This window comes from Gluconobacter sp. P5B12, from assembly GCF_018812035.1.
Classification (GTDB): Bacteria; Pseudomonadota; Alphaproteobacteria; order Acetobacterales; family Acetobacteraceae; genus Gluconobacter.
Map to the genome: position 1 here is coordinate 1 of NZ_JACRVV010000011.1, position 23489 is coordinate 23489.

Here is a 23489-nt window from a genome sequence, read left to right on the forward strand (position 1 = left end):
CCCCAACCCCAGCCGCCGCCACCGGAATACTGGGTCTGGTTGTCGATATAGGCGAGGAACGAGTGACCTTCTGCCTGGTAGTCCTTCGTCGGGACGCCAAACCGGCGAATGACGTCCACTTCAGACTTCCCGACCATCGAATCGAGAACCTTGCGCTGCTGCAGGGTAGGAACCTCACAGGCGGAAAGAGCCAGAAGAGCGACGACGGAAAGCAGCTTTGCCTTTTTCATTTTCTTTGTCCCCGGCTGTGTGACCAGCACAGATATGTTTCTTCGTGAGACGTTCTAGCCCGTTTGGAGATAGAAACGGATTAAAAGTCCTGCAAGTTTCAAAACGGCTATGCCAACCACAAAATGTCACGGATTGCAGGCGCACCCGTCGCGAGCATGACGAGGCGATCAAACCCCAGCGCAATACCAGAACATGATGGCATATCTGGCAATGCCGTCAAAAAAGCTTCATCAAGCGGCCAGTCCTGATCGGGCGAAATATCGAGTCTTCGTTGCCGATCCGTAGCGAAACGTTCGCGCTGCTCCACAGGGTCCGTCAATTCTTCGAACGCGTTCGCCAGCTCGATCCCACCAATATACAGTTCAAACCGCAAGGCTACCCTCGCGTCCGACGGATCTTTGCGGGCAAGAGCCGCCTGCTCTGCGGGCCAGTGTGTCAGGAAAGTGGGCCTTTCACGACCAATCACCGGCTCAACACGCTCCAGAAGTAGGCGAAAAAAGAGATCTTCCCAGGTCTCACCATTTCTGAGCACTGCGCCCGCCTGTGTCGCGAGAGCTTCTGCATTCCCAGCTGTCACTAGAAGGTCTGCACCTACATATCGTGCAAAAGCATCCTGCATTGTCAGACGTTCAAACGGCACAGACAGGGGGATTAGTCTTCCATCCCGATAGACCTGCTCCGGCAACAGAGCCCTGACGTAAGCCTCCGTCTCATCCATCAGGCTGGCAAGATCAGCTTCAGGCGCATACCATTCCAGCATCGTGAATTCCGGAACATGCGTGGAGCTACTTTCTCCATTGCGCCACACCCGGGCGAGCTGGAAGATCGGTAGCCCCGTGGCCGCTACAATTCGTTTCATCGCAAATTCGGGGCTGGTATGCAGGAACCGTGCTTCACGGCCTCCATCAGGCTGTTCCAGCTCTGTCCGGAAGCAGCGAAGATGCACTTCTTCCCCGGGGACTGGAACCGCGTAAGGCGTTTCCACATCCAGATAACCACGATCATCGAAAAATTTTCGCGTAGCCTGCACCATCGCAGCCCGGCGCCTGAGCAACGGCAGGCGTTCAGCAATCCGGTCATGATCGGATGAGGAATGGGTCATAAGGGAAGAGTTCCTGTTGCAACACACAGCCAGCCAGCGTTAGAGCCACCACATGCACGATATGGTCAAGACCACGAACAAGCGGCATGTGCTGCGCACACCATCTGATCTCATTCAGGCAGGTCTAGCTCCGGAAGCCGACAGAGCGACCCTTGATGCTGTCAGCGGCCACTTTGCGACAGCCATCCCACCTGCATTCCAAGCACTGATTGAAACCTCAGACGACCCTATCGGAAAGCAGGTCATCCCTGACATCCGGGAACTGACCACGCAGCCCTATGAAACCGTTGATCCGATTGGGGATGATGCACTGTCCCCCGTCAAAGGGATCGTACATCGTTACGAAGATCGTGCGCTTCTGAAGCCCCTGTTGATCTGCCCGCTTTACTGCCGTTTCTGCTTCCGTCGGGAGCATGTTGGTCCCGATGGTGGCCTTCTGACAGATAAAGAGCTTGAAAATGCGCTGGACTGGGTTCGGGGTCATCCCGCCATCCGCGAAATCATCCTGACGGGTGGTGACCCTTTGATGCTGGCGCCGCGCCGACTGAAACATATCGTTCAGGCCCTCTCGGCAATTCCGCATATTGAGACCATCCGTATTCATTCCCGTGTTCCCGTAGCAGACCCGGCCCGCATTACACCGGACCTGCTGGATGCCATGGAAACAGATCGCGCCATGTGGGTCGTTGCGCATATCAATCACGCACGGGAAATGACAGAAGACGCCCGCAAGGCAGTTCGCGCCATTCTTTCGCGCGCCATTCCGGTTCTGTCCCAGTCTGTTCTTTTAAGGGGGGTGAACGATACGGAAGCCTCTCTGGAGGCGCTTTTACGCGCACTCGTAACGGCACGCATCAAGCCCTATTACCTGCATCACCTCGACGCCGCGCCGGGAACCAGTCATTTTCAGGTTCCCGTTGAAGAAGGGCGTGCTTTGCTGGGCCGCCTTCGTGGACGCGTCACGGGTCTGGCGTGGCCGACATATGTTCTCGACATTCCCCATGGCAAAGGGAAAGTCCCACTGGGGCCGGATTACCTCTTGCCTGGAGAGAAGGGCAAAGTCCGTACACCTCAAGGAGAAATTGTGGATTTTGAAGGTTAGGACCTATCGCTCAGGACGTCGAAATCCTGGCCTGATTCAGCCTTCAACTCTAACCACCTAAACTGTGGACAAGCTTGCTCAACACGATAGAGCATTGCCCAATGACGAACTTTGGAGCTGCTTACCCAACGAACTGGGACGCAGCCCCGAGCACCAGCTTTACCCTTCCGTCTTCGGAAACAGATGCGTCGCATGCGTGACGGCGCCACCCGCACGGATAGCCGCTGCCACCAAGGCTATCTCTGACAGCTGAGCGTCTGTTGCCCCTGCCTCACGCGCAGCCTTGGCATGAAGTTCAATACAATATGGGCACTGCGTGGTCAGCGCGACAGCAACCGCAGCGAGCTGCTTGGTCAGGGCACTGACAGTTCCGTCTTCAAATGCAGCGCGATCAAACTGCCAGAACGCGTCCATCCCCTTGCTGGCGTTCGCTTCGAGATGGGAAATACGGGAAAGATTTTTCATGTCGTACATGAGAGCAAGCCCCTGAGTTATCCGTCCCCGCCTGCACGACAGGGCCATTGCGAGCATGAACCCCTCTCACTTTTCCTCCAAGAGCGACATCCTTCACACTTTCCTGAGTTATTCAGCCCACTCAGGCCGCCTTGCGCCTTGCCGAAATCCCCTTCACGGCGCTAGAAGCCCACAAGACGTGATAAGAAACCCACTATTGCAGGGTCAGGACAACACATGAAGCAACAAGCCAACCTTATCCGCGCCGGTCAGGTCATCGAGCACGATGGCCGTCGCTGGACGGTTCTCAAGCAGCAGATCATCACCCCGGGTAAGGGTGGCGCGTTTATTCAGGTTGAAATGCGTGACCTGAAGACGGGCAACAAGACGAACGAGCGCTGGCGCACCGCAGACACCGTTGAGCGCCTGATCACGGAAGACAAGGACTTCACCTATTCCTACATGGACGGTGAGAACATTGTTCTGATGGACCCGGAAACGTTCGAACAGGTCATCCTGCCAACCGATATCCTGGGTGACCAGCTTCCGTTCCTGCAGGACAACATGGAACTGAGCGTCAAGCTTGTGGAAGGCGACGCCGTTGGCGTGACCCTGCCGCCGCATGTCACGCTCGAAATCACCGAAGCGGACCCGGTCGTGAAAGGCCAGACAGCCTCATCGTCCTACAAGCCAGCCATGCTCGCCAATGGCGTGAAGACCATGGTTCCTCCTTTCATTGAAGCTGGCGAGCGCATCGTTGTCCGTACGGATGATGCGTCCTACGTCGAGCGCGCCAAGGACTGATCATGCGTCTTTCCCCGCACATGGCCGTCATGCAGAACGCAGCGCAGAAGGCAGCACGCCGCCTGCTCCGCGATTTTGCAGAGGTCGAGCAGCTTCAGGTCAGCATCAAGGGTCCGGGAGACTTCGTGTCCCAGGCCGACCTGCGTGCAGAAACCATTATCCGCGAAGAACTCGCCCGCGCACGTCCAGGCTATGCCTTCCTCATGGAAGAATCAGGCCCCTCGGGCGGGGATAACTGGACGTGGCGCTGGATTGTCGACCCACTGGACGGCACGACGAACTTCCTGCACGGCATTCCGCACTGGGCCATTTCCATTGGCCTTCAGCGTCGCCTGCCAGATGGTACGGTCGAACTGGTCTCCGGGCTGGTCTACAATCCTGCTGCCAACGAAATGTTCTGGGCTGAAAAAGGCATCGGCGCATTCCTGAACGAGCGCCGCCTGCGCGTTTCCGCACGACGGAACATGCAGGAAGCCGTGTTCGCCACAGGTATCCCGTTCGCAAAGGTCCCCAGCAGCAAGCGTCTGCCCTTCGCGCGCGTTCTGGGTGCTCTCATGCCGCAGGTTGCAGGCATCCGTCGCTTCGGCGCCGCTGCCCTTGATCTCGCATGGGTCGCAGCTGGCCGTTACGAAGGTTACTGGGAATTCGGCATCAAGCCATGGGACTGCGCAGCAGGCCTGCTGATCGTTCGGGAAGCTGGTGGCCACGCCACTGATCCAGACGGACAGGAACTTCATGACCTCGACGACGACGTCAATGTTGTCGCCGGAAATGCCCAGCTTCATGGCACTCTGCGCGGTATCGTGCATGAGGCTTTGAACCGGGAGTAAGCAGAAGTCTCTCCTGCCCCATTGCGGGAGGATGGAACGCTCGGTTAGGATCGGCCCCCTATGTACAGGCCGATCCTAACCTCCCTCTCAGTGGCGGCCGTTCTGGCCTGCCTTCAGCCTTCTGGGGCGCATGCCCAGGTCACCAGCAATCTGGATGATCTTCCCAGTGGCAAACCGACTGCCGTTGCAAAACCTGCAGTCCCTTCCCAGACCACGCATCGAGCCGCAGCGACGCCTTCTCCGTCGCGGAGCACGGCTTCGCACAGCGCCTCGGCACCTACAGGTACAGGCAAAACGACGGTTCCTGCCGTTCCCGCTGCGCCGCCGCCACCTGTTGTGCTGCCGCCGCCTTTCGTCCCCATTCAGACGCATGCGCCCGCTCCACCGGTTGATATCAAGGCCGTTGCTGATGCGAAGAGCAGCACGACAGCTCTGCCAGAGGGTGGACTGCGCGTGATTTTCGCGCCGTCGAGTTCAGATCTCACCCATGAGAGCCTCAAGGCCCTTACGGCCTATGGCGCCTCACTCAAGGATCAGCCTGAAAAACGTATCATCCTGACAGCCTATGCCACTGTGCCAGGTGATGACATTTCAATGCCAAGGCGCATTTCCCTTGCACGGGCACTGGCTGTACGCTCCATTTTCATCAATGCTGGCGTTGCAACCACGCGCCTGTATCCCCGCGCCATGGGACGTCCGGACAAGGGCGATACCAATCCGGCTGACCGTCTCGATATCGTCACTGAGCAAAATCCGCCGCCCTCCGATTCCGCAACCCCGGCAAACGGCACGCCATAAGCCAGGAAAGACCCGCCGTGACCCGTCCCACCACCTTCCTTCTGCGTATGGGCGTCTTTCTCGCCGCCGTTGCGCTTCTCGCAGCGTCTATGGCCAAGACGCTCCTGAACGCTTTCAATGCCAACCCGAAGCTGGATGCCGTCATTCTGGGCGTTCTGATTTTGGGAATTATCTGGAACCTGCGCGTCGTCCAGCGGCTCATGCCGGAAGTTCGCTGGGTGGAAATGCTCCGTCAGCCCCGCGCTGGGCTTGCAGCTCCAAATCCGCCCAAACTGCTCGCCCCAATGGCGAGCATGCTGGCCGCACGCAGTCGCACGGACCGTCTGACCCTCTCGACCCAGACAACCCAGGCCATGCTGGACAGTCTCTCGTCCCGATTGGATGAGAGCCGCGAAATTTCGCGTTATATGACGCAGTTGCTGATTTTCCTGGGGCTTCTCGGCACCTTCTACGGTCTGCTTCTGACGGTGAGCTCCATCGCCTCCGTGATCGGTGGAATGTCAGCGGGTAACGGCGATCTGGACGCCATGTTCAACCAGCTCAAGACAGGCCTTGCCGGTCCACTGGCGGGCATGTCGACCGCATTCTCGGGTTCCATGTTCGGCCTGGCAGGAGCGCTGGTTCTTGGCTTCCTGGATCTGACAGCCGGTCAGGCACAAAGCCGCTTCTTCAATGAGCTGGAAGAATGGCTTGCGGGCGTTACACGCGTCAGCGGCGGCACAAGCATTGAGAGCGACGGGGCTCCGATCCCAGCCTATGTGCAGGCCCTTCTCGAGCAGACAGCGGAAAATCTTGAAACGCTTCAGAACGCCGTTTCCCGTAGTGAAGAAGCCCGCGTCCGTGAGGTTCAGTTGCTGGATAGCCTGCAGGAGCGTCTGCGCGGCATGACTGAACTCCTGAAAGCCAATCAGCAGATCATGACCCGGACGGCTGAGACGAATGCAGCCCTCGTTCCGCTCCTTCGCCAGATGGGTGAAGAGGGTCAACCGGGCTCGCAAGGCACGCCGCTTCTTCGGATTGAGAGCCATCTTTCCCGTCTCGTTGAAGAACTGCATCAAGGTCGCGCCCAAACCGTCGGTGAAATTCGCAATGACCTGCGCGTTCTCGCGCGGACCATCGCTGCGGCCTCCGGCACCACAAACGGCACTTCCAGCAGGCAGGACTGACCATGGCCCGGCGCAGACGCGGACCCAACCACGCCCTGGATGCTTGGCCCGGCTATGTGGACGCTCTGTCCACACTGCTGATGGTCGTCACGTTCGTTCTTCTGGTTTTTGTGGTGGGGCAACAGTTTTTGTCCGTCGCCCTGATGCGACGCGAGCACACACTCGACGCTTTGCAGAAGCAGCTGGCTGAGCTGTCACACATGCTCTCCATGACGGAAGACAAGAACCAGTCCCTGAATGCGACGGTCGCCAGCCTGGCCAATGACAAGCAGAAGAACGAAGACCAGCTCAAGGCTTTGGCCGGACAGATGGCTCTTCTGAATGGCCAGCTTCAGTCCAAAGATCAGGCCCTTGCCTCTGCTGACAGCACAAGCCAGCAGCAGAACAGCAAAATCTCAGACCTACAGGCTCAGATCGAAGAGCTGACACGCCAGCTTCAGGCCATCAGTAATGCCCTCGATATCGAGAAAAAGAACGAGCAAGCCAAGGATACGCAGATTCAGGATCTTGGAAACAAGCTGAACGTCGCCTTGGCCGACAAAGTGAACCAACTCAAACGGTATCGCTCGGAATTCTTTGGTCGCCTGCGTGATATCCTGAAGAACCAGAAGGGCGTGAATGTCGTAGGAGACCGGTTTGTCTTTCAATCAGAAATTCTTTTCCCTCAGGGCAGCGCTGACCTGACCACTGAAGGCAAAAAAGAAATCACCACTCTGGCAAAGACGTTCAAACAGGTCTCTTCAACCATTCCCGCAGACATCCCATGGATTCTGCGCATTGACGGCCATGCAGACAGACAGCCCATTCACAGCGCTTTTCCGAGCAACTGGGAGCTGTCCTCTGAACGGGCCATCACTGTTGTGAAACTTCTGATTGCCGAGGGTGTGGACCCGCATCATTTGGCAGCAACAGGGTTTGCAGACTTCCAGCCGCTTGACGCGGCCAGTACCCCAGCGGCATACGCCCGCAACCGCAGGATCGAGTTCCGCCTGACGGATCGCTGATTCCCCTTGCCTGCCTTTTCACGAAGGCAGGCTTTTCCGCAGGTCTGCTGACATTCCTGCGATAATCCCGTATGTAACCTGCCATGACCGAAACCCCGCTCTCCCTCATTCGCAATTTCTCGATCATTGCGCATATCGACCACGGTAAATCGACGCTTGCAGACCGCCTGATCCAGGCCTGTGGCGCTCTCACGGCTCGTGAGATGAAAGCTCAGGTCCTCGATTCGATGGAGCTGGAGCAGGAGCGCGGCATTACCATCAAGGCACAGACGGTTCGCCTGACGTACCCGGCCAAAGATGGGAACATCTACACGCTGAACCTCATGGACACGCCGGGCCACGTTGACTTTGCATATGAAGTCAGTCGCTCGCTTGCCGCCTGTGAGGGGTCACTGCTGGTTGTGGATGCGTCCCAAGGCGTGGAAGCCCAGACGCTGGCAAACGTCTATCAGGCGATCGACGCAAACCACGAAATCGTGCCAGTTCTGAACAAGATCGACCTTCCGGCAGCAGAGCCGGAGCGTGTTCGCACGCAGATCGAAGAGGTCATTGGCATCCCGGCAGATGACGCTGTGGAAATCAGCGCCAAAACCGGCATTAACATCGAAGGCGTCCTCGAGGCACTTGTAACGCGTCTGCCTGCGCCGAAGGGTGACCGTTCAGCACCGCTTCAGGCTCTTCTGGTGGATAGCTGGTACGATGCCTACCTCGGCGTCATCATTCTGATCCGCGTCATGAATGGCACCGTCAAGCGCGGTGACCGCATTCGTATGATGCAGGCCGGATCGACCTATCACGTTGATCAGGTTGGTGTGTTCCTTCCCAAGATGACCAACGTGGATGAGCTTGGCCCAGGTGAGATGGGCTTCATTAATGCAGCCATCAAAACCGTTGCGGACGTCGCGGTCGGTGACACAATTACCCTTGATCGCAAACCAGCTGAAAAGGCGCTTGCAGGCTTCAAACCTTCTATCCCTGTGGTGTGGTGCGGCCTCTTCCCAATCGATGCCGACGATTTCGAGAAGCTGCGTGACAGTCTTGGCAAGCTGCGTCTGAATGATGCATCTTTCCACTTCGAGGCAGAAAGCTCTGCCGCTCTGGGCTTCGGTTTCCGCTGTGGCTTCCTCGGACTGCTTCATCTGGAGATCATCCAGGAACGCCTCTCCCGCGAATTCAATCTGGATCTGATCGCCACCGCGCCATCTGTCGTCTATCGCATGACACTGACGAACGGCACGAAGGAAGAACTGCATAATCCTGCAGACATGCCGGATCCTGCCCAAATCGAAACTATTGAAGAGCCTTGGATCAAGGCTACGATCATGGTTCAGGATGAATATCTGGGTTCCGTGCTGACACTCTGTTCAGAACGTCGCGGTATTCAGGTCGATCTCACGTATGTCGGCAACCGTGCGATGGCCGTCTATCGGCTGCCGCTTAATGAAGTTGTGTTTGACTTCTATGATCGCCTCAAATCCCTGACCCGCGGATATGCGTCCTTCGACTATCAGGTTGATGGGTACGAAGAGAGCGACCTGGTCCGCATTTCCATTCTGGTCAATCATGAGCCAGTGGATGCGCTGTCCTTTGTTGCTCACCGCACCGTGGCAGAAACACGCGGTCGGGCAATCTGTGGCAAGCTCAAGGATCTCATCCCCAAGCAGCTCTTCAAGATCGCCATTCAGGCCGCCATTGGCTCCAAGGTCATCGCCCGTGAAACCATTGGCGCGCTCTCCAAGGATGTGACGGCGAAATGCTATGGTGGTGACATCTCCCGTAAGCGCAAACTTCTGGACAAGCAGAAAGAGGGCAAGAAGCGGATGAGACAGTTTGGTAAGGTCGAAATTCCGCAGAGCGCCTTCCTCGCAGCCCTCAAAATGGACTGACCCAGCATTATGCCCAAAACAGCCGCTGTCCTGTTCGTCCATAACGAGGCCGACAACATCGGCTGGTGGCTCAGTCACCATGCCACGATTGGGTTCTCTACCCTGATCGTCTGCGACGACCACTCTACTGATGGCACCTGGACAATTCTTTCCAATGCCGCTTCGTTTTACGATATTCGCCTTCAGCGATCGGACAAAACCATTTCCGATCGCCTGGAGCGCCAGACAGCCTTCCAGAAAGCTATTTTCGAAAACGGTCGTCATGAATTCGACTGGATGATGATTCTGGCCGCAGACGAATATCTCCATCTGGAACACGCCTCGTCCCTGCATGACTTCCTCTCTGCTTCAGAAGGGCAGAGCATTCCGGTAAACTGGTGTCTGTTTGGCTCGAATGGGCATGAAGTTCCTTCGCCTTTTGCGCCAAGCGAGGCCTTCACGCATCATGCTCTACTGGGAACCGCTGATCACAGAGTAACGCGAGCCCTCTTTCCAATGACACGGTTCGAAGGTGCCTTACCTGATCCTTTCGAACGCGTCAGTTCTCACGCGGACTGGTCTCAGGCTCGAGTTCTCCATTACGCCGCAGGCGATCGTCAGAGTTTTTTTCAGCGCAATCCGAGTGAAGTAGCAGAAGAAGCTTGGAAACACTTCAATCGTAATGATGCTGTGGAGACAGGCCCGCAACGCTGGCTTTCTGAAACGCGTCGAATTGCCGCCGCGCTTGTTCAGTCAGGCTTAACGGACCTGTACTGGCGCCTTCGGCAGACTGTGGTTCAGCATGATGAGGCGACGCTGGAAAAGCTGGGCCTTATGGCATCTGATCTCGTGGCGGGAGACGAGAGCACATTTTCTGATTTTCAGTTTTATGCTTTCGGTGAGACGCAGCCGTTCGTACTGGATCTTCACTCAGAAAAACTTATTGCTCTTCAGGTAACTGATCTCGACCCGACCCGGCATGTCCGCATGATACTCGCAGTCGAGGTCAGTGCAGCATCTCCATGTCCGGCTTTCTTATTCCCTGAACGCCCATGCCCAGCCCCATGTCTGAGTATCGCAGGGTCGCCGTCACTTCTTGCAGCCCTTCCCTTGCGCTTCAATCAGGCAGACCAGCGCATTACTTCTGCGATTACAGGACAAAGCGTCCATATTGAGATGCCCGACCCCATCCCGGTTTCCCAGGAGGCTACCTCCGAGCTTTACGCCCGCCTCACCGCATTGATGGTGCTCAGCCAAGGCGGTCACACGCTGGATGCGCTGCTTCGAGGCATTGAAAGACTCTCTGCCCCCGATGCAACTGCACTGGGGTGTGCAATTGCCATGCTCTCTCCCGCAGAGGCAGCGCGGCTGGCCCTCGCATTCCCAGGGCTTGTTCCGTTGAGCGTCCGGCCTGTCAGCCCGTAACGGCCGCTTTTCGAAACAGATCAAACGTTGACGTCACGCCGTCCATAACTGCCGCGCGATAAGCGGCATCTCCATTGGAAAGCCGCTCCCGTAGAATCTGAAGGAATGCGGGCCAGCCACCTTTCTCATGAGCTGCCGACAAATATTCCCTTGGCAGCCCGTCCCCCACCTGAGCTGACAGCATCTTGCCACCAAGCCGGGATCCTTCCAGCACATAAAGAGCGCCCAGAGCGCCTCCTGAGGCTTCAGGAGGCTGCCAATCAAGTGCCATGGGCAGAGCGTGGCCAAGAGCCTTCAAATCCCGCCGTAAAAGGTCAGTGCGGCCCTGCCAGCTCGGCAACCCATGCTGAGTGGCAAGCCACTGCTCCACAACAGGCAACACCTTCGCATGCGCCTGCAGAAACGCACCATAAGATTCCGGGTCTGACAGACTGAAGCGCGAGTACGCCTGATCGACCTGTTCGTGCACAGCGCGACTGACCTGTCGCAAGGCTGTCAGAGGATCATGCTCTGCTCTGATATCGTTCAAGGTCTCACTCATTTTCCACGCTCTTCATGTCTTCAGGCGCAACTGGGTCGGCTGCAAATCGTATTCATACCAATGCAGTCATATTTCTTCTTCGGCCAGATGTTTCGTGATGTGGAGTTTCAATGATGAGTGATGCCTCGTCCCAAAAGGTTCGTCGCAAGCATCCTGTGTTGAGAATAACAGGAGGTCTTGTCGGTGCCCTAGCCATTGCCATCATTGTTCTGGTGCTCATCTGGCAGTGGGACTGGCTCGTCCCCCTCATTAATCGCAAGGCCTCGGCAGCACTTCATCGCCCAGTCAGCATCGCTCATCTTCACGTTTCACCTGGGCTGCGCACCAGTGTCACCGTCGATGATTTGAAAATTGCTCAACCCGAAGGCTTCGAAAAAGAAAAGGCTGACTTTGCGTCTGCCAAATCCCTGACGGTCAAAGTTGATGTCTGGCGTTATCTCACCGGCCGCGGTCTCTTCATCCCGGTAATCCGCATGGACACACCGAAAGGTGACATCATTTCCCTAATGGACGGCCGAAATAATTATACTTTCGGCGATACATCCAAAGACACCCAACCATCTTCCTCCTCAGGCACAACCACGTTACCTGACCTCGGCGAAATCGACATCCAGAATGCCGACATTCATCTGGCGCTCGCTCAGTTAAAAACAGACATGCATGTACTTGTTCACACGACGCCAGCTCAGGCCAATCAAAAAGGCAATGTCGTCGTTGATCTTAAAGGACGCTACGCTCAGGCGCCAATCAACGGACACATTGTTGGTGGGGCTCTTCTCTCGCTCACCAAGCCTGCTGAGCCGTACCCCATTGATGGTCGTATCGCTAACGGCCCAACTTACGTAACCCTCAAAGGAACGGTCGACGACCCGCTGCACTTCAAGGGAGCAAAGCTCACCCTTCACTTCGCGGGCCCAGACATGTCTTTGCTTTATGGACTGACGGGTGTTCCTGTGCCGCACACTCCGGCCTACAGCATCACGGGTAACCTCGGATATTCCGAAAATGCCATTCGTTTCCAGAAATTCGAAGGAAAGATGGGGTCGTCTGACATTGGTGGGGACATCAACGTCAATCCCCACCTAAAACCACCGTTCGTTGAGGCCGCCCTTCATTCACACTCGGTCGATCTGGCCGATCTTGGCGGTTTCATTGGTGCGAAAACAGGCGAAGCAAAGAAGACTGCTCCTCCAAGCAAAAGCGTGCTGCCCGATCAGAAAATCAATGTTCCCAAGCTGAACGCTGTGAATGCCCACGTGACCTATCACGGCGACCATATCCGCAACAAAGACCTGCCCCTGGACAACATCGATACGGAGTTCGAGGTCAAAGATGGCGCCATTGATCTGAAACATCTGACTTTTGCGACGGGATCTGGAAAAATCAGCGCCGCTGCGACCCTGGAACCAACGAAGAATGAGCAGTTCCGGACCAAGTTCCGCCTTGATGTCTCTCGCCTTCCCCTCTCGCAGATCATGAAAGCAACAGACACCTTCAAAGGTGAAGGAACGATCGGCGGCCACGTCACACTGACATCAACAGGCAACTCCGTCGCGTCGCTGGTCGCGAACGGCGATGGCGGAACCACACTAGTGCTGGATCGAGGCGGAGACGTCACCGCCCTTCTCCCGGATCTGCTCGGACTGAAGCTCGGATCCGCAGTTTTGTCTGCCCTCGGCATTCCCGACAGGTCAAAGCTCGAATGCCTCGTCGCTGATATGCCCCTCGACAATGGCATTCTGAAAACCAAGTCTCTCCTTCTCCAGACTGAAACTACTCGCACAACCGGAACAGGAACCGTCAATTTCCGCAACGACACCCTTGATTATGCTGTCACCACCCGCTCAATTCATCCTCAGATTCTCTCCCTTCCAGGTGCCGTTCACATTTTTGGTCCCTTGAGTGGCCCCAACATTCTACCTGGCGCAGAACTGGTAGGACGTGTTGCAGCCTCTGTAGGCCTCGGTGTTCTCTTTCCGCCTGCTGCGCTGATTCCCACCATTCAGCTCGGGGTGGGAGAAGGCTCAGCCTGTGAGCGTGCCGTGCGAGAAGCCAATACCAACCCGGCAGCGGGCATTGCTCCAGGAAGTACGACAGGCGGCGGGACGAGCAGCGTGCCACATCCTTCAAAATCGACATCTTCTGGCAAGCCTGCGAAGCGCCTGACACCCGCTCAGGTCAAGAAAGCATGGGCTCAAAAAACGAACCCGAAATGAAAAATCACTAAGGCCCCATGGCGGAATGAACTTTTTTCACTATAGCTGAGCAAAATTTTCATTCCCGCCGGAGTGCCTGATCGTTGCTGTCCACACTCGACCGCTGGTTTCATATTTCCGCCCGCGGCTCCACCGTTCCGCGTGAGATCATCGCTGGCCTGACGGTTTTCGGGGCCATGGCCTATATCGTTGCTGTCAATCCAGCCATTCTCTCTACGGCGGGCCTCGATCGCCACGACATGGTTATGACCACGATCGCAGGTGCGGTCGCTGGCACATTGCTGATGGCTCTTTGGGCGAAACTGCCCATCGCCTTAGCCCCAGCCATGAGCAGCAACGTTTTGTTCGCGCAGGTTGTCGTTCAGCAGGCCCATGTGAACCCACGGACCGCCTTTACGGTCGTGCTTTTCAGCGGCCTATGCTTCACAGCGCTTTCCCTCAGTCAGATACGCCAGCGTATTATCCGCGGGTTTCCGCCTTCAATTGTGCTAGGCATTCAAGTCGCGCTGGGTGCCTTCATCGCACGCATCGGCCTCACCACCAGTGGCATTGCTGTCCCGACCGCTCAAGGGCTGACGTTCGGTTCTCTGAGTGATCCGTCCGTTATTCTCAGCCTAGCTGGCGTGCTTCTCTGTGCCGTTCTCGTGGTTCTGAGAGTACCCGCCGGGCTTCTTCTGGCGATTCTGACACTGACTGTGGCAGGCCTGTTCATTCATACCGATAAGGGCGCAATCACGACCCTGCCCACGCATATGGTGGACTGGCCGCATTATCCCACCAATCTGTTTCTTCCTTTTGATTTTGCAGGTTTTTTCTCCCACCTCGGCCTTCTCGTTCCCATCACGCTCTACTTCCTCATCAGTGACTTCTTTGATGCGACAGCAACGATGATGAGTGTTGCCCATCGTGCAGGTCTGGATGGAACGCCCGAGAAACCGGCACTGGATCATCGTGCTTTTGCATCTGACGGCGCAGCCAGCATCATTGGGGCCAGCCTCGGGACGTGTACGGTTTCGGCCTATGTCGAAAGCCTTGCAGGTGTCGAAGCTGGAGGCCGAACTGGCCTGAGCGCCCTGATCGTCGCCCTGCTATTTGCAGCTTCCTCCATTTTCTGGCCCCTGATTACAGCTATCCCGGCCATCGCGACGGCGCCCGTTCTGGTTTTGGTCGGCCTCAATATGCTTGGTAGCCTCCACCGCGTGGCCTCCAACCCGTCCGATGCTATTCCGCCCCTCACGATGTTGCTCATCGCCGGGATCACCGGAAACTTCATGCTCAGCTTGTCCTGTGGCTTGCTGCTTTATACGGGATTGGCCCTCGCATTGCGGGACTTCAAACGCCTTACACCAATTGTGCTCGGCCTCGATGCTGCGTTTCTTTTCTATATGGTTCTGCAAAGTCACATGGGCGGCTAACAAACTTTAATCGCTCAGTTTTAAGCCTTTCTTAAGGGGAGATAGAACACTATCTCCCCATGAACGCAGCCCCACACGTCTTCATTGCGACACCCTGCTTTGGTGGAACCGTTACCCAGGCATACATGCAGTCCATTATCAGCTGCATGAGTGAAGCACCTTCTCACAATATTCGCCTGACGCTTTCGACACTAGGAAGCGACGCCTTGATTACACGGGCACGCAATACGCTTCTTCACCAATTCATAACCCAAACAGACGCTACACACCTGTTATTTGCAGACAGTGATATTGGTTTTTCGTTTGCAGATATCCAAGCACTTCTAAACGCAGACAAGCCGGTTATCGGCGGAGCCTACCCGCTCAAATCTCACTATTGGGACCATAATACCCAGAGGTTCATGAGCAAAGGCGAACCCCCGGAGAGCGCCAGCCTACGCTATGTTGGCGACTGCTCTGCGCTGTATGACACTTCACCGCCAGACGAAATTGCTTCCGTTTCTTACATCGGAACTGGCTTCATGCTGCTGACACGCGCCACAATCAGCCAGATGATGAGCGCCTATCCTGAGACCGAATACGAGCGCATCGATGCTCAACAAAGTGGCCATCTCACCGATCATTCGGTCCCACAGAAGCCTTTTGCCTTGTTTGACTGCATGATTGACCCGGAGACGAGGACATATCTCTCCGAAGACTTCGCGTTTTGTCGTCGATGGCTCAAAATCGGCGGAAGCGTCTGGCTTCATCGGGGACTGCGCCTGTCCCATACTGGTCCTGCGACGTTCCAGGGCAATCCCCAAAACAGGCTTTTCGCGCTTCGTTAAATACCCATAAAAATCAGATTAAATAATTGGCATATTCAGCTACGCCACTATTCGGTCATAATGTACCGATCTAAGGTAAACCTGCGATGTCGGGAGCGTGATGCATACAGGTCCCCGGCATCGCTCTCGCTTCAAGCCTGAACAGCTCTCCTGAAATAATCGACATTGGCCACAGGGTCTGCCGCGCCGAGCGGGGTGTTGTAATGCACCTTGTGATACCGGCTTAAGGCAAACGGATCCTGTGCAGCAGGCAGTGCTTCCCGAACACGGTAAAACCGGATTCGCGCCATCGCACAGGCATATCGTAAATTACTCACCATCTGCGCACTGCGTGGCAGATCATGAGCCAGCATGTTTTCCAGAATGCCAGCATATGGCTGCCCAACCGGGAAACGTAAAAAGTTAGCCCAGCAATCGTCGTGGGTTGCAGGTTCCATTTGCCACAGCCCCAGCGCTGGCCCTCCCCCAATCTGCTTTACGTAGGCTCCTCTGCTCTCAGCCAGCGCTGTTCCCGTCAGGAGATTAACGGCCGCTGTCCCGCCAAGTCCGAGCGCTGCAAGGGCTGGCTCCACCACCAGATGCTTGAGTTGTCCGACATCAAGACCTTCCATGACTCGTCCCCTCAATGCGTGCTGAGAGACAGAGCGAAATGCACCATCCCAGTTCCGAGGATGGATGTTGCCAGCGTCACTATCGCCGTCAGAACAGCCCGACCACCGATCAGACGGTCCAGCTTTCCATTCACAATCCTGTTACCATTATCGACTTTGGTCTCCAGGGATTTCATCTGATCCCGCAGAGAACTGATTTCCTGCCGCATCTCCGTACGCAGTTGTTCGTACCGATCTGACAACCCCCCAGCGACTGTTTCCAGTCGAAGAACACGGTCTTCCAGGATACGGATCGTATAAGCTCGATGCTCATTTCCCTCGGAAGACGGCGACCTTTCAGAGATCTGTTTTTCCATGTGTTCCTCAAAAACAAAAAAAGCGCCCCGAAGGACGCTTTATGGCATTAAGCCACAGTTATAGAAAAACCACGCTATTTCGGCAATGGAAAATCCGTTACTTGGCCCACGGCACGGCGCAGGGCATAACAGACGTCATGACGATACCTCCGATGGAGACCCTGCTGGACCTGCGCGGTCTTGCCTGCCCCATGCCCGTTCTCAAGGCGAACCGCGCCCTGCGTGACATGGCGCCCGGAACACGCCTTCGTATTCTGGCGACGGATCGCGCTTCAGTGGCGGATTTCCAGTCTTATTGCCGCGAAACAGGCCATGCGATGGTGGCCTTCACAGAGAGCGCTGGCGTTCTTTCATTTGTCATCCGCAGGCGTGCAGAAACGCAACCCTCCTGAGGAAACTCCCCCGTTCCCAAGCACAGGGCTGGCAAAACCTGTCATCTGGCTGTAATCCCTCGCTACCTTGTTTCCCAAAGCGTGTCTTGAGGCTTTCCATGCCCGAACCCATTGATGCCATGTCTTTCGAAGATGCCCTCTCCGAGCTGGAGCGGATCGTCCGTGGCCTTGAAGGCGGACAGATGAAGCTTGAAGACGCCATTTCTGCCTATGAACGCGGTGCAGCCCTACGCAAGCACTGCGATGCAAAGCTGGGAGAGGCCGAGATGCGTGTGCGCGCCATTGTCCAGAACGATGACGGCAGCACAGGCACGGAGCCTCTTGCCGATACCGGAGAGACCGGCCGATGAGTGCCACCACGTCCACCTCCCTCAAGGAGGCTCTCGCCCACGCCTGCACGGACATCGAAGCGACAATCGACGCCCTGCTCCCGATGGTGCCGGGTGACGAATCCATTCTTCTTGAAGCCATGCGCTACGCTGCCCTCGGTGGCGGAAAGCGTCTTCGTGGCTTTCTGGCCGTAGAAGTTGCGTCTCTATTTGGTGCAGACCGCAGGGCTGCGCTGCGCGTTGCGGCGTCAGTCGAACTGCTTCACGCATATTCTCTTGTGCATGATGATCTCCCGTCCATGGATGACGATGATCTCCGCCGTGGACGTCCTTCCACGCACCGTCAGTTTGACGAAGCCATTGCCATCCTTGCCGGCGACGCTCTTCAGACGCGTGCTTTCGAGATCCTTCTTGAGGATGAAACGTCTTCCGACGCCACCATCCGCTCCAACCTCGCACTTGCCCTGGCTCGTGCCTCAGGCGCAGCGGGAATGGTTGGTGGCCAGGTCATCGATATCCGGGGTGAAGGCCGTGCCCTCCCTCTGGATGAAGTCCGCCGTCTTCACGCCCTGAAAACAGGTGCCCTGATCCGCTATGCAGCCGAATCAGGAGCAATTCTGGCGGGTGTGACCGATGATCGACGGGACGCCATTGTCTCGTACGGCCAGAATCTTGGAACAGCCTTTCAGGTTGCGGACGACGTTCTGGACACGACCGCAAGCGCCGAGGAACTCGGCAAAACTGCTGGCAAGGATGAAGCCAGCGGCAAATCAACCTATGTCTCCCTGCTTGGCATTGACGGAGCTCGCGCCGAGGCCCGCCGCCTGAGCGATCAGGCCCGGGAGGCCCTTTCATCTTTCGGCGCACAGGCCGCAGCCCTCAGGGCCCTTGCAGACTACGTCGTCGAGCGCAGGAACTGATTTCATGAGCAACCCGTCTTCCACGATTCCCACATACGGTCGCTATCCGGTTCTGGACCGCGTGACCCTGCCGTCAGATATGCGGAATCTTTCCGTCGATCAGCTCAAGCAGCTTGCCGACGAACTGCGCTCCGAAACGGTTGACGCCGTTTCCACAACCGGCGGCCACCTTGGCGCCTCTCTTGGCGTCGTCGAACTGACCGTTGCGCTACACGCCGTATTCAACACTCCAGATGACCGTATCATCTGGGATGTTGGCCATCAGGCTTACCCGCACAAGATCCTGACAGGCCGTCGCGATCGCATTCGCACCCTGCGTCAGCCGGAAGGCCTCTCGGGCTTCACCCGCCGCGCAGAAAGCGAATACGACCCGTTTGGTGCCGCTCATTCGTCCACGTCCATTTCTGCCGGTCTTGGCATGGCTGTGGCCCATCACCTGCGCGCGGAAGAAGATCCGAGCTACCATGAGCGCAACGTGATTGCGGTCATTGGTGACGGCTCGATCTCCGCTGGCATGGCCTACGAAGCCATGAACAACGCCGCTGTTGCAGGCCCAGGCGCGAACCGCCTGATCGTGGTGCTGAACGACAACGAAATGTCGATCGCACCGCCTGTCGGTTCGATGTCGAACTACCTGTCTCGCCTGATGTCTTCGCGCCAGTTCTTCGGTCTGCGTGACTTGGCTGGCAAGGTTGCCAAGCGCCTGCCCGGCAAGATCGAGCGGACGGCCAAGCGCGCTGAAGAATATGCCCGTGGCATGATCACAGGCGGTACGCTGTTTGAGGAGCTCGGTTTCTACTATGTCGGCCCGGTTGACGGCCATGACATGAACCAGCTCGTCCCCATCCTGCGCAACCTGCGCGATGCGGACGATCAAGGCCCGATCCTGCTCCACATCATCACGGAAAAAGGCCGCGGCTATAAGCCTGCCGAGGCTGCTGGCGACAAATATCACGCTGTCAGCAAATTCAATGTCGTGACAGGCGAGCAGAAGAAGGCTCCGGCCGGACCGCCAAGCTACACGTCGATTTTCAGCCGCGAACTCCTGCGTCGCGCGAAAACAGACGACAAACTCGTTACCATTACGGCAGCCATGCCTTCCGGCACCGGTCTTACAGCTTTCGCCAAGGCCTATCCGGACCGCTTCTTTGACGTGGGTATTGCCGAACAGCACGCCGTCACTTTTGCTGCAGGTATTGCGTCCGAGGGTCTGCGTCCATTCTGCGCCATTTACTCCACGTTCCTTCAGCGCGCCTATGATCAGGTCGTGCATGACGTTGCCCTGCAGAACCTGCCAGTCCGCTTCGCCATCGACCGTGCAGGTCTGGTCGGCGCTGATGGCGCGACGCATGCCGGGTCTTTCGACCTGAACTATCTGTGCTGCCTACCAAACATGGTCGTGATGGCACCGTCGGACGAAATCGAGCTGCTGCACGCTACGGCAACGGCTTGCGAATACGACGCTGGCCCGATTGCTTTCCGTTACCCTCGTGGCAGCGGCATCGGCCTCGACCTTCCGGAAAAGGGCGAAGTGCAGGAAATCGGCAAGGGCCGCATCGTTCGCGAAGCGCGTCAGGCACCTGGCGCCCGCGCAGGTGTTGCCATTCTGTCGCTCGGTACACGTCTGCACGAATCTCTGCGCGCAGCAGACCAGCTGGCCGCTCAGGGCGTTCCGGTCACGGTAGCAGATGCCCGCTTTGCCAAACCGATCGATACGAAGCTCGTTGATGATCTGGTCAGCCAGCATGAAGTTCTCATCACCCTTGAAGAAGGTGCGATTGGCGGCTTCAGCAGCCTGGTTGTGCAGCACCTTGCAGAAACCGGTCTGCTGGATACGGTGAAATTCCGTCCGCTGGCTCTCCCGGACAGATACATCGATCATAATGCCCCTGACGTTCAGTATGACGAAGCTGGCCTGACAGCTCCGCATATCGTTCGCACGGCAGCAGCTGCACTGGGCGTCGAAGTCGTCCAGCAGTCTGCCTGAGTCATGGCCAAACGCCGCGCAGACCAGCTCCTCGTTGATCGGGGGCTGGTTGACAGCCGAACTCGTGCCCAGTCCCTCATTATGGCAGGTCTTGCCTATACGGGGGATCGGCGCATCGCCAAGGCTGGAGACCAGCTTCCAGAGGATGCCCCCCTGTCCCTCAAAGGGCAGGATCATCCCTGGGTGTCTCGCGGCGGCCTAAAACTCATTCACGGCATCGAGCATTTCGGGCTGGACCCCAAAGGCCGTATTGCCATTGATGTCGGTGCCTCAACGGGCGGATTTACGGATGTCCTTCTCACGCACGGCGCGACGAAAGTTTATGCCGTTGATGTCGGGCACGGTCAGCTGGCTTGGAAAATCCGCTCGGATGAACGCGTCGTCGTCATGGAAAAGACGAACGCACGCGCTCTTACAGCAGAACAGATTCCTGAACGCGCAGGCATCGTCGTTTGCGACGCCAGCTTTATCAGCCTTAAGACCGTGCTGGCCGCCGCGCTTAAGCTAACAACCCCGGATGCCTGGGCAATCGCTCTGATCAAGCCGCAATTTGAAGCCGGCCGAAACGAAGTCGGCGCAAAGGGCGTGGTACGGGACCCCGCCGTTCACGAACGCGTCTGTGCCGAAATCCGTGACTGGCTCTCGGCCACTCCAGGGTGGGAAGTTCTGGGAGTTGAAGCCAGCCCCATTACTGGCCCCGAAGGCAATCGGGAGTTTCTCATTGCCGCTCGTCGTAATGGTCCGCTGGAAGATCCAGACGCAGCTTGAACGCCTCAAGACGACGTTTGAAAACATCCGCCTCGCCTCGAGCATGGGCCAAAACCAATGCTCCCTGAATGCCACTGACGATTTCCTCAGCCAGATCAACAGCGTTGCTTTTCGAGCGCCCCTGCCTCTGGAGCGCCTGAGACAGACTTTTCTGCCAGCGCAGAAAATAGTTTCTAATCTGCATAGCAAACGATGTGTCTACGCTCAGGGCCAGCAACCCCATCAGACAAATTCTCTGACCTGACCTAAAGTACTGCTCAGTACCTTCGAACATCGCTGTTAGGCCGACCTTGGGGTCTTCTTCCGTTTCCAGAGGACTAAAAATTTCAGCATCGAACCACTGCTGGATATGCTCCAGGACTTCAGCAGCCATCTGCTTCTTCCCTTCCGGAAAGAAATTGTAGAGGCTGCCTTTTCCCAGCCCGGTCGCAGCTGTGAAGCGACTGAGAGACGCCCCTTCGTACCCATACTGGCGAAATACCTCAGCGATATTTTGTAAGATAGCAGTACGGCTACGGCCGCCTGATCCCATCATAGCCCCAAATCACTCAATCCAGGATGTCCCTCAGGCCGAACCTTGCCTGCCCAGTGGAACAGGCGTTGAGCGTCCTTGATTGGCACATCATTGATGCTGGCATGCCGCTCTGCCATGAGGCCTGCCTCGTCAAAACCCCAGTTTTCATTCCCGTGCGATCGCCACCACTGGCCCTGCCCATCTCGCCACTCATAAACAAAGCGGACGGCGATCCGGTTCTCGTGAAATGCCCAAAGCTCCTTAATCAGCCGATACTCACGCTCCTTCTCCCATTTTCTCGTCAGGAATTCCTTAATTTCAGACCGCCCGCAAACAAACTGATCCCGGTTTCGCCAACGACTGTCGGCTGTATAGGCCAACGCAACCGTCTCCGGATCTTGACGGTTCCAGGCATCTTCAGCCGCTCGAACTTTCTGAATAGCGGTGTCCCGCGTGAATGGGGGAACAGGTGGACGCGTCTGCATGTCGTTCCTTTCAGAACCATAGAAGAAACCATATTTTGTACTGAACGGTACAAAGAGTCCAATCTTTCTTGCCCCACCTCACTTTCCCTTGGAAATCTGCGCCCTCCCCGTGCTATGGCTCCGCCGCCATGATCGCTTTGAAACATCCCGACACCCTCCCCCGTATCAATTCCATCGCTTCAGATGATCTGAATGAGGCGGAGCGCGAACGCATTCGCGCAAAGTCCGCCCTGTTCGCCCCACCTGAGGCACGATTGGAAGACGGACGGCGTGATCTGGTCGGAATGTCACGCGAAGAGCTGGCAACCCTGATGACGGAAATTGGCGAAAAGCCTTTCCGCGCAAAACAGATCTGGCACTGGATCTACCATCAGGGAGCCACCGATTTTTCGAAGATGAGCACAATCGCCAAACCCCTTCAGGCGAAACTTGCAGACCACTTCATCGTCGGCCGCCCGACGACAACGACCGAACAGACGTCGGTGGATGCAACGCGGAAATTTCTTTTCCGCTTCCGCGACGGTCAGGAAGCTGAAACAGTTTATATTCCTGACCGTAAGGAAGACCGTGGCGCTGTCTGCATCTCTTCACAGGTCGGATGTACGCTCTCCTGCACGTTCTGCCACACAGGGACGCAAAAGCTCGTCCGCAACCTTGGCCCAGCAGAAATTGTCGGCCAGTTCATGGCGGCACGAGACAGCTACAAGGAGTGGCCTAGCCCAAGCGCGGACATGCCACGCTTTCTCTCAACCATCGTTCTGATGGGAATGGGCGAACCGCTCTACAATTACGATAACGTCGCCAAAGCCATGCGCATCGTGATGGATGGAGAAGGCATTGCCCTCTCCCGACGACGCATCACGCTGTCTACGTCAGGCGTCGTGCCCATGATGGATCGCTGCGGTGAAGAACTGGGCGTAGGCCTCGCCATTTCCCTGCATGCGGTCACGAACGAGCTGCGCGATCAGATCGTCCCTCTGAACCGCAAGTACCCGATCGAGGAATTGATGGCGGCCTGCAAGCGTTATCCTGCAGCGTCCAATTCCCGCCGCATCACCTTCGAATACATCATGCTGCGCGGCGTGAATGATAGCGAAGCCGATGCGAGGGAGCTGGTCCGCCTGATCAAGGACCTGCCGGCGAAAGTGAACCTTATTCCTTTCAATCCTTGGCCAGGATCAGAGTTCCGTCCCTCCACAAAAGAGCAACTCGCAAAGTTCGCAAAGATCGTGATGGATGCAGGATTTGCCGCCCCGATCCGTACACCACGTGGCCAGGACATTCTTGCAGCCTGCGGACAGCTCAAAACCGAAAGCGAGCGTCAGCGCAAAAGCGTCTGACGCCCGGT

General features: G+C 56.8%; 24 protein-coding genes and 1 pseudogene. 17 read left to right on the forward strand and 8 right to left on the reverse strand.

Going from position 1 to position 23489, the window contains the following annotated elements; all coding sequences use genetic code 11:
* Both KP702_RS14560 and epmA read right to left on the reverse strand, forming a co-directional pair.
* A pseudogene (locus KP702_RS14560) lies at nt 1-230 on the reverse strand (hypothetical protein); the annotation flags it as partial.
* Between the two features lie 107 nt (nt 231-337).
* On the reverse strand, nt 338-1333 hold the full coding sequence (gene epmA, locus KP702_RS14565; protein ID WP_202207625.1) for an EF-P lysine aminoacylase EpmA: 996 nt from the start codon (nt 1331-1333) through the stop codon (nt 338-340).
* Nucleotides 1334-1385: 52 nt separating this feature from the next.
* Between epmA and KP702_RS14570 the strand changes: the two genes are divergently transcribed.
* Nucleotides 1386-2435 carry a lysine-2,3-aminomutase-like protein gene (locus tag KP702_RS14570; protein WP_215769296.1) on the forward strand — a complete coding sequence of 350 codons (1050 nt, stop codon included), beginning with the start codon at nt 1386-1388 and terminating at the stop codon, nt 2433-2435.
* A 159-nt stretch (nt 2436-2594) separates the two neighbouring features.
* Here KP702_RS14570 and KP702_RS14575 read toward each other — a convergent pair whose 3' ends face one another.
* Nucleotides 2595-2909 carry a carboxymuconolactone decarboxylase family protein gene (locus KP702_RS14575; RefSeq protein WP_046901305.1) on the reverse strand — a complete coding sequence of 105 codons (315 nt, stop codon included), beginning with the start codon at nt 2907-2909 and terminating at the stop codon, nt 2595-2597.
* 216 nt (nt 2910-3125) lie between these two features.
* Here KP702_RS14575 and efp point away from each other — a divergent pair, with 216 nt between their 5' ends.
* The 7 genes from efp (at nt 3126) to KP702_RS14610 (ending at nt 10780) form a co-directional block, all read left to right on the forward strand.
* The gene (gene efp, locus KP702_RS14580; RefSeq protein ID WP_046901304.1) at nt 3126-3692 is read left to right on the forward strand and encodes an elongation factor P; all 567 of its coding nucleotides are present in this window, start codon (nt 3126-3128) and stop codon (nt 3690-3692) included.
* Between the two features lie 2 nt (nt 3693-3694).
* Entirely contained in the window at nt 3695-4522 is an 828-nt protein-coding gene (locus tag KP702_RS14585; protein ID WP_064274968.1) for an inositol monophosphatase family protein, read from the forward strand.
* Nucleotides 4523-4582: 60 nt separating this feature from the next.
* Nucleotides 4583-5320 (forward strand): OmpA family protein, encoded by a 738-nt coding sequence (locus KP702_RS14590; protein ID WP_215769297.1) that lies wholly within the window; start codon nt 4583-4585, stop codon nt 5318-5320.
* Between the two features lie 17 nt (nt 5321-5337).
* Nucleotides 5338-6486, forward strand: coding sequence for a hypothetical protein (locus tag KP702_RS14595; RefSeq protein WP_046901302.1), 1149 nt, complete (start codon nt 5338-5340; stop codon nt 6484-6486).
* A gap of 2 nt (nt 6487-6488) precedes the next feature.
* Nucleotides 6489-7490: a peptidoglycan -binding protein gene (locus KP702_RS14600; protein ID WP_215769298.1), complete on the forward strand. Its 1002-nt coding sequence runs from the start codon at nt 6489-6491 to the stop codon at nt 7488-7490.
* Nucleotides 7491-7573: 83 nt separating this feature from the next.
* Nucleotides 7574-9376 carry a translation elongation factor 4 gene (gene lepA / locus KP702_RS14605; RefSeq protein ID WP_086633035.1) on the forward strand — a complete coding sequence of 601 codons (1803 nt, stop codon included), beginning with the start codon at nt 7574-7576 and terminating at the stop codon, nt 9374-9376.
* Between the two features lie 9 nt (nt 9377-9385).
* On the forward strand, nt 9386-10780 hold the full coding sequence (locus tag KP702_RS14610; RefSeq protein ID WP_202207629.1) for a glycosyltransferase family 2 protein: 1395 nt from the start codon (nt 9386-9388) through the stop codon (nt 10778-10780).
* Here the strand turns inward: KP702_RS14610 and KP702_RS14615 are convergent.
* Nucleotides 10770-11321, reverse strand: coding sequence for a biliverdin-producing heme oxygenase (locus KP702_RS14615; protein WP_202207630.1), 552 nt, complete (start codon nt 11319-11321; stop codon nt 10770-10772). The genes KP702_RS14610 and KP702_RS14615 overlap by 11 nt on opposite strands.
* A 113-nt stretch (nt 11322-11434) precedes the next feature.
* Here KP702_RS14615 and KP702_RS14620 point away from each other — a divergent pair, with 113 nt between their 5' ends.
* The 3 genes from KP702_RS14620 to KP702_RS14630 all read left to right on the forward strand — a co-directional run bounded on the left by KP702_RS14620 (nt 11435) and on the right by KP702_RS14630 (nt 15779).
* Nucleotides 11435-13537: an AsmA family protein gene (locus KP702_RS14620; RefSeq protein ID WP_373687865.1), complete on the forward strand. Its 2103-nt coding sequence runs from the start codon at nt 11435-11437 to the stop codon at nt 13535-13537.
* Between the two features lie 83 nt (nt 13538-13620).
* On the forward strand, nt 13621-14952 hold the full coding sequence (locus KP702_RS14625; RefSeq protein ID WP_202207632.1) for an NCS2 family permease: 1332 nt from the start codon (nt 13621-13623) through the stop codon (nt 14950-14952).
* Between the two features lie 59 nt (nt 14953-15011).
* Nucleotides 15012-15779 carry a hypothetical protein gene (locus KP702_RS14630; protein ID WP_215750777.1) on the forward strand — a complete coding sequence of 256 codons (768 nt, stop codon included), beginning with the start codon at nt 15012-15014 and terminating at the stop codon, nt 15777-15779.
* A 131-nt stretch (nt 15780-15910) separates the two neighbouring features.
* Here KP702_RS14630 and KP702_RS14635 read toward each other — a convergent pair whose 3' ends face one another.
* Together KP702_RS14635 and KP702_RS14640 are read right to left on the reverse strand one after the other, a co-directional pair.
* Nucleotides 15911-16390 carry a hypothetical protein gene (locus KP702_RS14635; RefSeq protein WP_215750776.1) on the reverse strand — a complete coding sequence of 160 codons (480 nt, stop codon included), beginning with the start codon at nt 16388-16390 and terminating at the stop codon, nt 15911-15913.
* Between the two features lie 11 nt (nt 16391-16401).
* Nucleotides 16402-16746, reverse strand: a complete 345-nt coding sequence (locus tag KP702_RS14640) for a hypothetical protein (protein ID WP_046902034.1) — start codon at nt 16744-16746, stop codon at nt 16402-16404.
* A gap of 137 nt (nt 16747-16883) precedes the next feature.
* On the opposite strand from KP702_RS14640, the gene KP702_RS14645 reads away from it, so the two are divergent.
* The 5 genes from KP702_RS14645 to KP702_RS14665 all read left to right on the forward strand — a co-directional run bounded on the left by KP702_RS14645 (nt 16884) and on the right by KP702_RS14665 (nt 21142).
* Nucleotides 16884-17138 carry a sulfurtransferase TusA family protein gene (locus KP702_RS14645; protein WP_215769311.1) on the forward strand — a complete coding sequence of 85 codons (255 nt, stop codon included), beginning with the start codon at nt 16884-16886 and terminating at the stop codon, nt 17136-17138.
* Nucleotides 17139-17236: 98 nt separating this feature from the next.
* Nucleotides 17237-17488 (forward strand): exodeoxyribonuclease VII small subunit, encoded by a 252-nt coding sequence (locus KP702_RS14650; RefSeq protein WP_046901294.1) that lies wholly within the window; start codon nt 17237-17239, stop codon nt 17486-17488.
* Nucleotides 17485-18387, forward strand: coding sequence for a polyprenyl synthetase family protein (locus KP702_RS14655; RefSeq protein ID WP_202207636.1), 903 nt, complete (start codon nt 17485-17487; stop codon nt 18385-18387). Before KP702_RS14650 ends, KP702_RS14655 begins: the two co-directional genes overlap by 4 nt.
* 4 nt (nt 18388-18391) lie before the next feature.
* Nucleotides 18392-20374, forward strand: coding sequence for a 1-deoxy-D-xylulose-5-phosphate synthase (gene dxs / locus KP702_RS14660; protein ID WP_046901292.1), 1983 nt, complete (start codon nt 18392-18394; stop codon nt 20372-20374).
* Between the two features lie 3 nt (nt 20375-20377).
* Complete coding sequence (locus KP702_RS14665; protein WP_215769299.1) at nt 20378-21142, forward strand: TlyA family RNA methyltransferase; 765 nt, start codon at nt 20378-20380, stop codon at nt 21140-21142.
* Here KP702_RS14665 and KP702_RS14670 read toward each other — a convergent pair.
* On the reverse strand, nt 21093-21677 hold the full coding sequence (locus tag KP702_RS14670) for a TetR/AcrR family transcriptional regulator (protein ID WP_252348765.1): 585 nt from the start codon (nt 21675-21677) through the stop codon (nt 21093-21095). The two genes, KP702_RS14665 and KP702_RS14670, sit on opposite strands and share 50 nt — an antisense overlap.
* Complete coding sequence (locus tag KP702_RS14675; protein WP_215769300.1) at nt 21674-22141, reverse strand: nuclear transport factor 2 family protein; 468 nt, start codon at nt 22139-22141, stop codon at nt 21674-21676. The genes KP702_RS14670 and KP702_RS14675 overlap by 4 nt, the downstream gene beginning before the upstream one ends.
* A 128-nt stretch (nt 22142-22269) precedes the next feature.
* Between KP702_RS14675 and rlmN the strand changes: the two genes are divergently transcribed.
* Complete coding sequence (rlmN, locus tag KP702_RS14680) at nt 22270-23481, forward strand: 23S rRNA (adenine(2503)-C(2))-methyltransferase RlmN (RefSeq protein WP_202207641.1); 1212 nt, start codon at nt 22270-22272, stop codon at nt 23479-23481.
* Nucleotides 23482-23489: the final 8 nt, after the last annotated feature.

What these genes read in the sequence shown, in the direction of transcription:
- epmA (WP_202207625.1), bottom strand. Translation starts at nt 1,333, where the DNA reads ATGACCCATTCCTCATCCGATCATGACCGGATTGCTGAACGCCTGCCG.
- KP702_RS14570 (WP_215769296.1), top strand. Translation starts at nt 1,386, where the DNA reads ATGCACGATATGGTCAAGACCACGAACAAGCGGCATGTGCTGCGCACA.
- KP702_RS14575 (WP_046901305.1), bottom strand. Translation starts at nt 2,909, where the DNA reads ATGTACGACATGAAAAATCTTTCCCGTATTTCCCATCTCGAAGCGAAC.
- efp (WP_046901304.1), top strand. Translation starts at nt 3,126, where the DNA reads ATGAAGCAACAAGCCAACCTTATCCGCGCCGGTCAGGTCATCGAGCAC.
- KP702_RS14585 (WP_064274968.1), top strand. Translation starts at nt 3,695, where the DNA reads ATGCGTCTTTCCCCGCACATGGCCGTCATGCAGAACGCAGCGCAGAAG.
- KP702_RS14590 (WP_215769297.1), top strand. Translation starts at nt 4,583, where the DNA reads ATGTACAGGCCGATCCTAACCTCCCTCTCAGTGGCGGCCGTTCTGGCC.
- KP702_RS14600 (WP_215769298.1), top strand. Translation starts at nt 6,489, where the DNA reads ATGGCCCGGCGCAGACGCGGACCCAACCACGCCCTGGATGCTTGGCCC.
- lepA (WP_086633035.1), top strand. Translation starts at nt 7,574, where the DNA reads ATGACCGAAACCCCGCTCTCCCTCATTCGCAATTTCTCGATCATTGCG.
- KP702_RS14610 (WP_202207629.1), top strand. Translation starts at nt 9,386, where the DNA reads ATGCCCAAAACAGCCGCTGTCCTGTTCGTCCATAACGAGGCCGACAAC.
- KP702_RS14615 (WP_202207630.1), bottom strand. Translation starts at nt 11,321, where the DNA reads ATGAGTGAGACCTTGAACGATATCAGAGCAGAGCATGATCCTCTGACA.
- KP702_RS14620 (WP_373687865.1), top strand. Translation starts at nt 11,435, where the DNA reads ATGAGTGATGCCTCGTCCCAAAAGGTTCGTCGCAAGCATCCTGTGTTG.
- KP702_RS14630 (WP_215750777.1), top strand. Translation starts at nt 15,012, where the DNA reads ATGAACGCAGCCCCACACGTCTTCATTGCGACACCCTGCTTTGGTGGA.
- KP702_RS14635 (WP_215750776.1), bottom strand. Translation starts at nt 16,390, where the DNA reads ATGGAAGGTCTTGATGTCGGACAACTCAAGCATCTGGTGGTGGAGCCA.
- KP702_RS14640 (WP_046902034.1), bottom strand. Translation starts at nt 16,746, where the DNA reads ATGGAAAAACAGATCTCTGAAAGGTCGCCGTCTTCCGAGGGAAATGAG.
- KP702_RS14645 (WP_215769311.1), top strand. Translation starts at nt 16,884, where the DNA reads ATGACGATACCTCCGATGGAGACCCTGCTGGACCTGCGCGGTCTTGCC.
- KP702_RS14650 (WP_046901294.1), top strand. Translation starts at nt 17,237, where the DNA reads ATGCCCGAACCCATTGATGCCATGTCTTTCGAAGATGCCCTCTCCGAG.
- KP702_RS14655 (WP_202207636.1), top strand. Translation starts at nt 17,485, where the DNA reads ATGAGTGCCACCACGTCCACCTCCCTCAAGGAGGCTCTCGCCCACGCC.
- dxs (WP_046901292.1), top strand. Translation starts at nt 18,392, where the DNA reads ATGAGCAACCCGTCTTCCACGATTCCCACATACGGTCGCTATCCGGTT.
- KP702_RS14665 (WP_215769299.1), top strand. Translation starts at nt 20,378, where the DNA reads ATGGCCAAACGCCGCGCAGACCAGCTCCTCGTTGATCGGGGGCTGGTT.
- KP702_RS14670 (WP_252348765.1), bottom strand. Translation starts at nt 21,677, where the DNA reads ATGATGGGATCAGGCGGCCGTAGCCGTACTGCTATCTTACAAAATATC.
- KP702_RS14675 (WP_215769300.1), bottom strand. Translation starts at nt 22,141, where the DNA reads ATGCAGACGCGTCCACCTGTTCCCCCATTCACGCGGGACACCGCTATT.
- rlmN (WP_202207641.1), top strand. Translation starts at nt 22,270, where the DNA reads ATGATCGCTTTGAAACATCCCGACACCCTCCCCCGTATCAATTCCATC.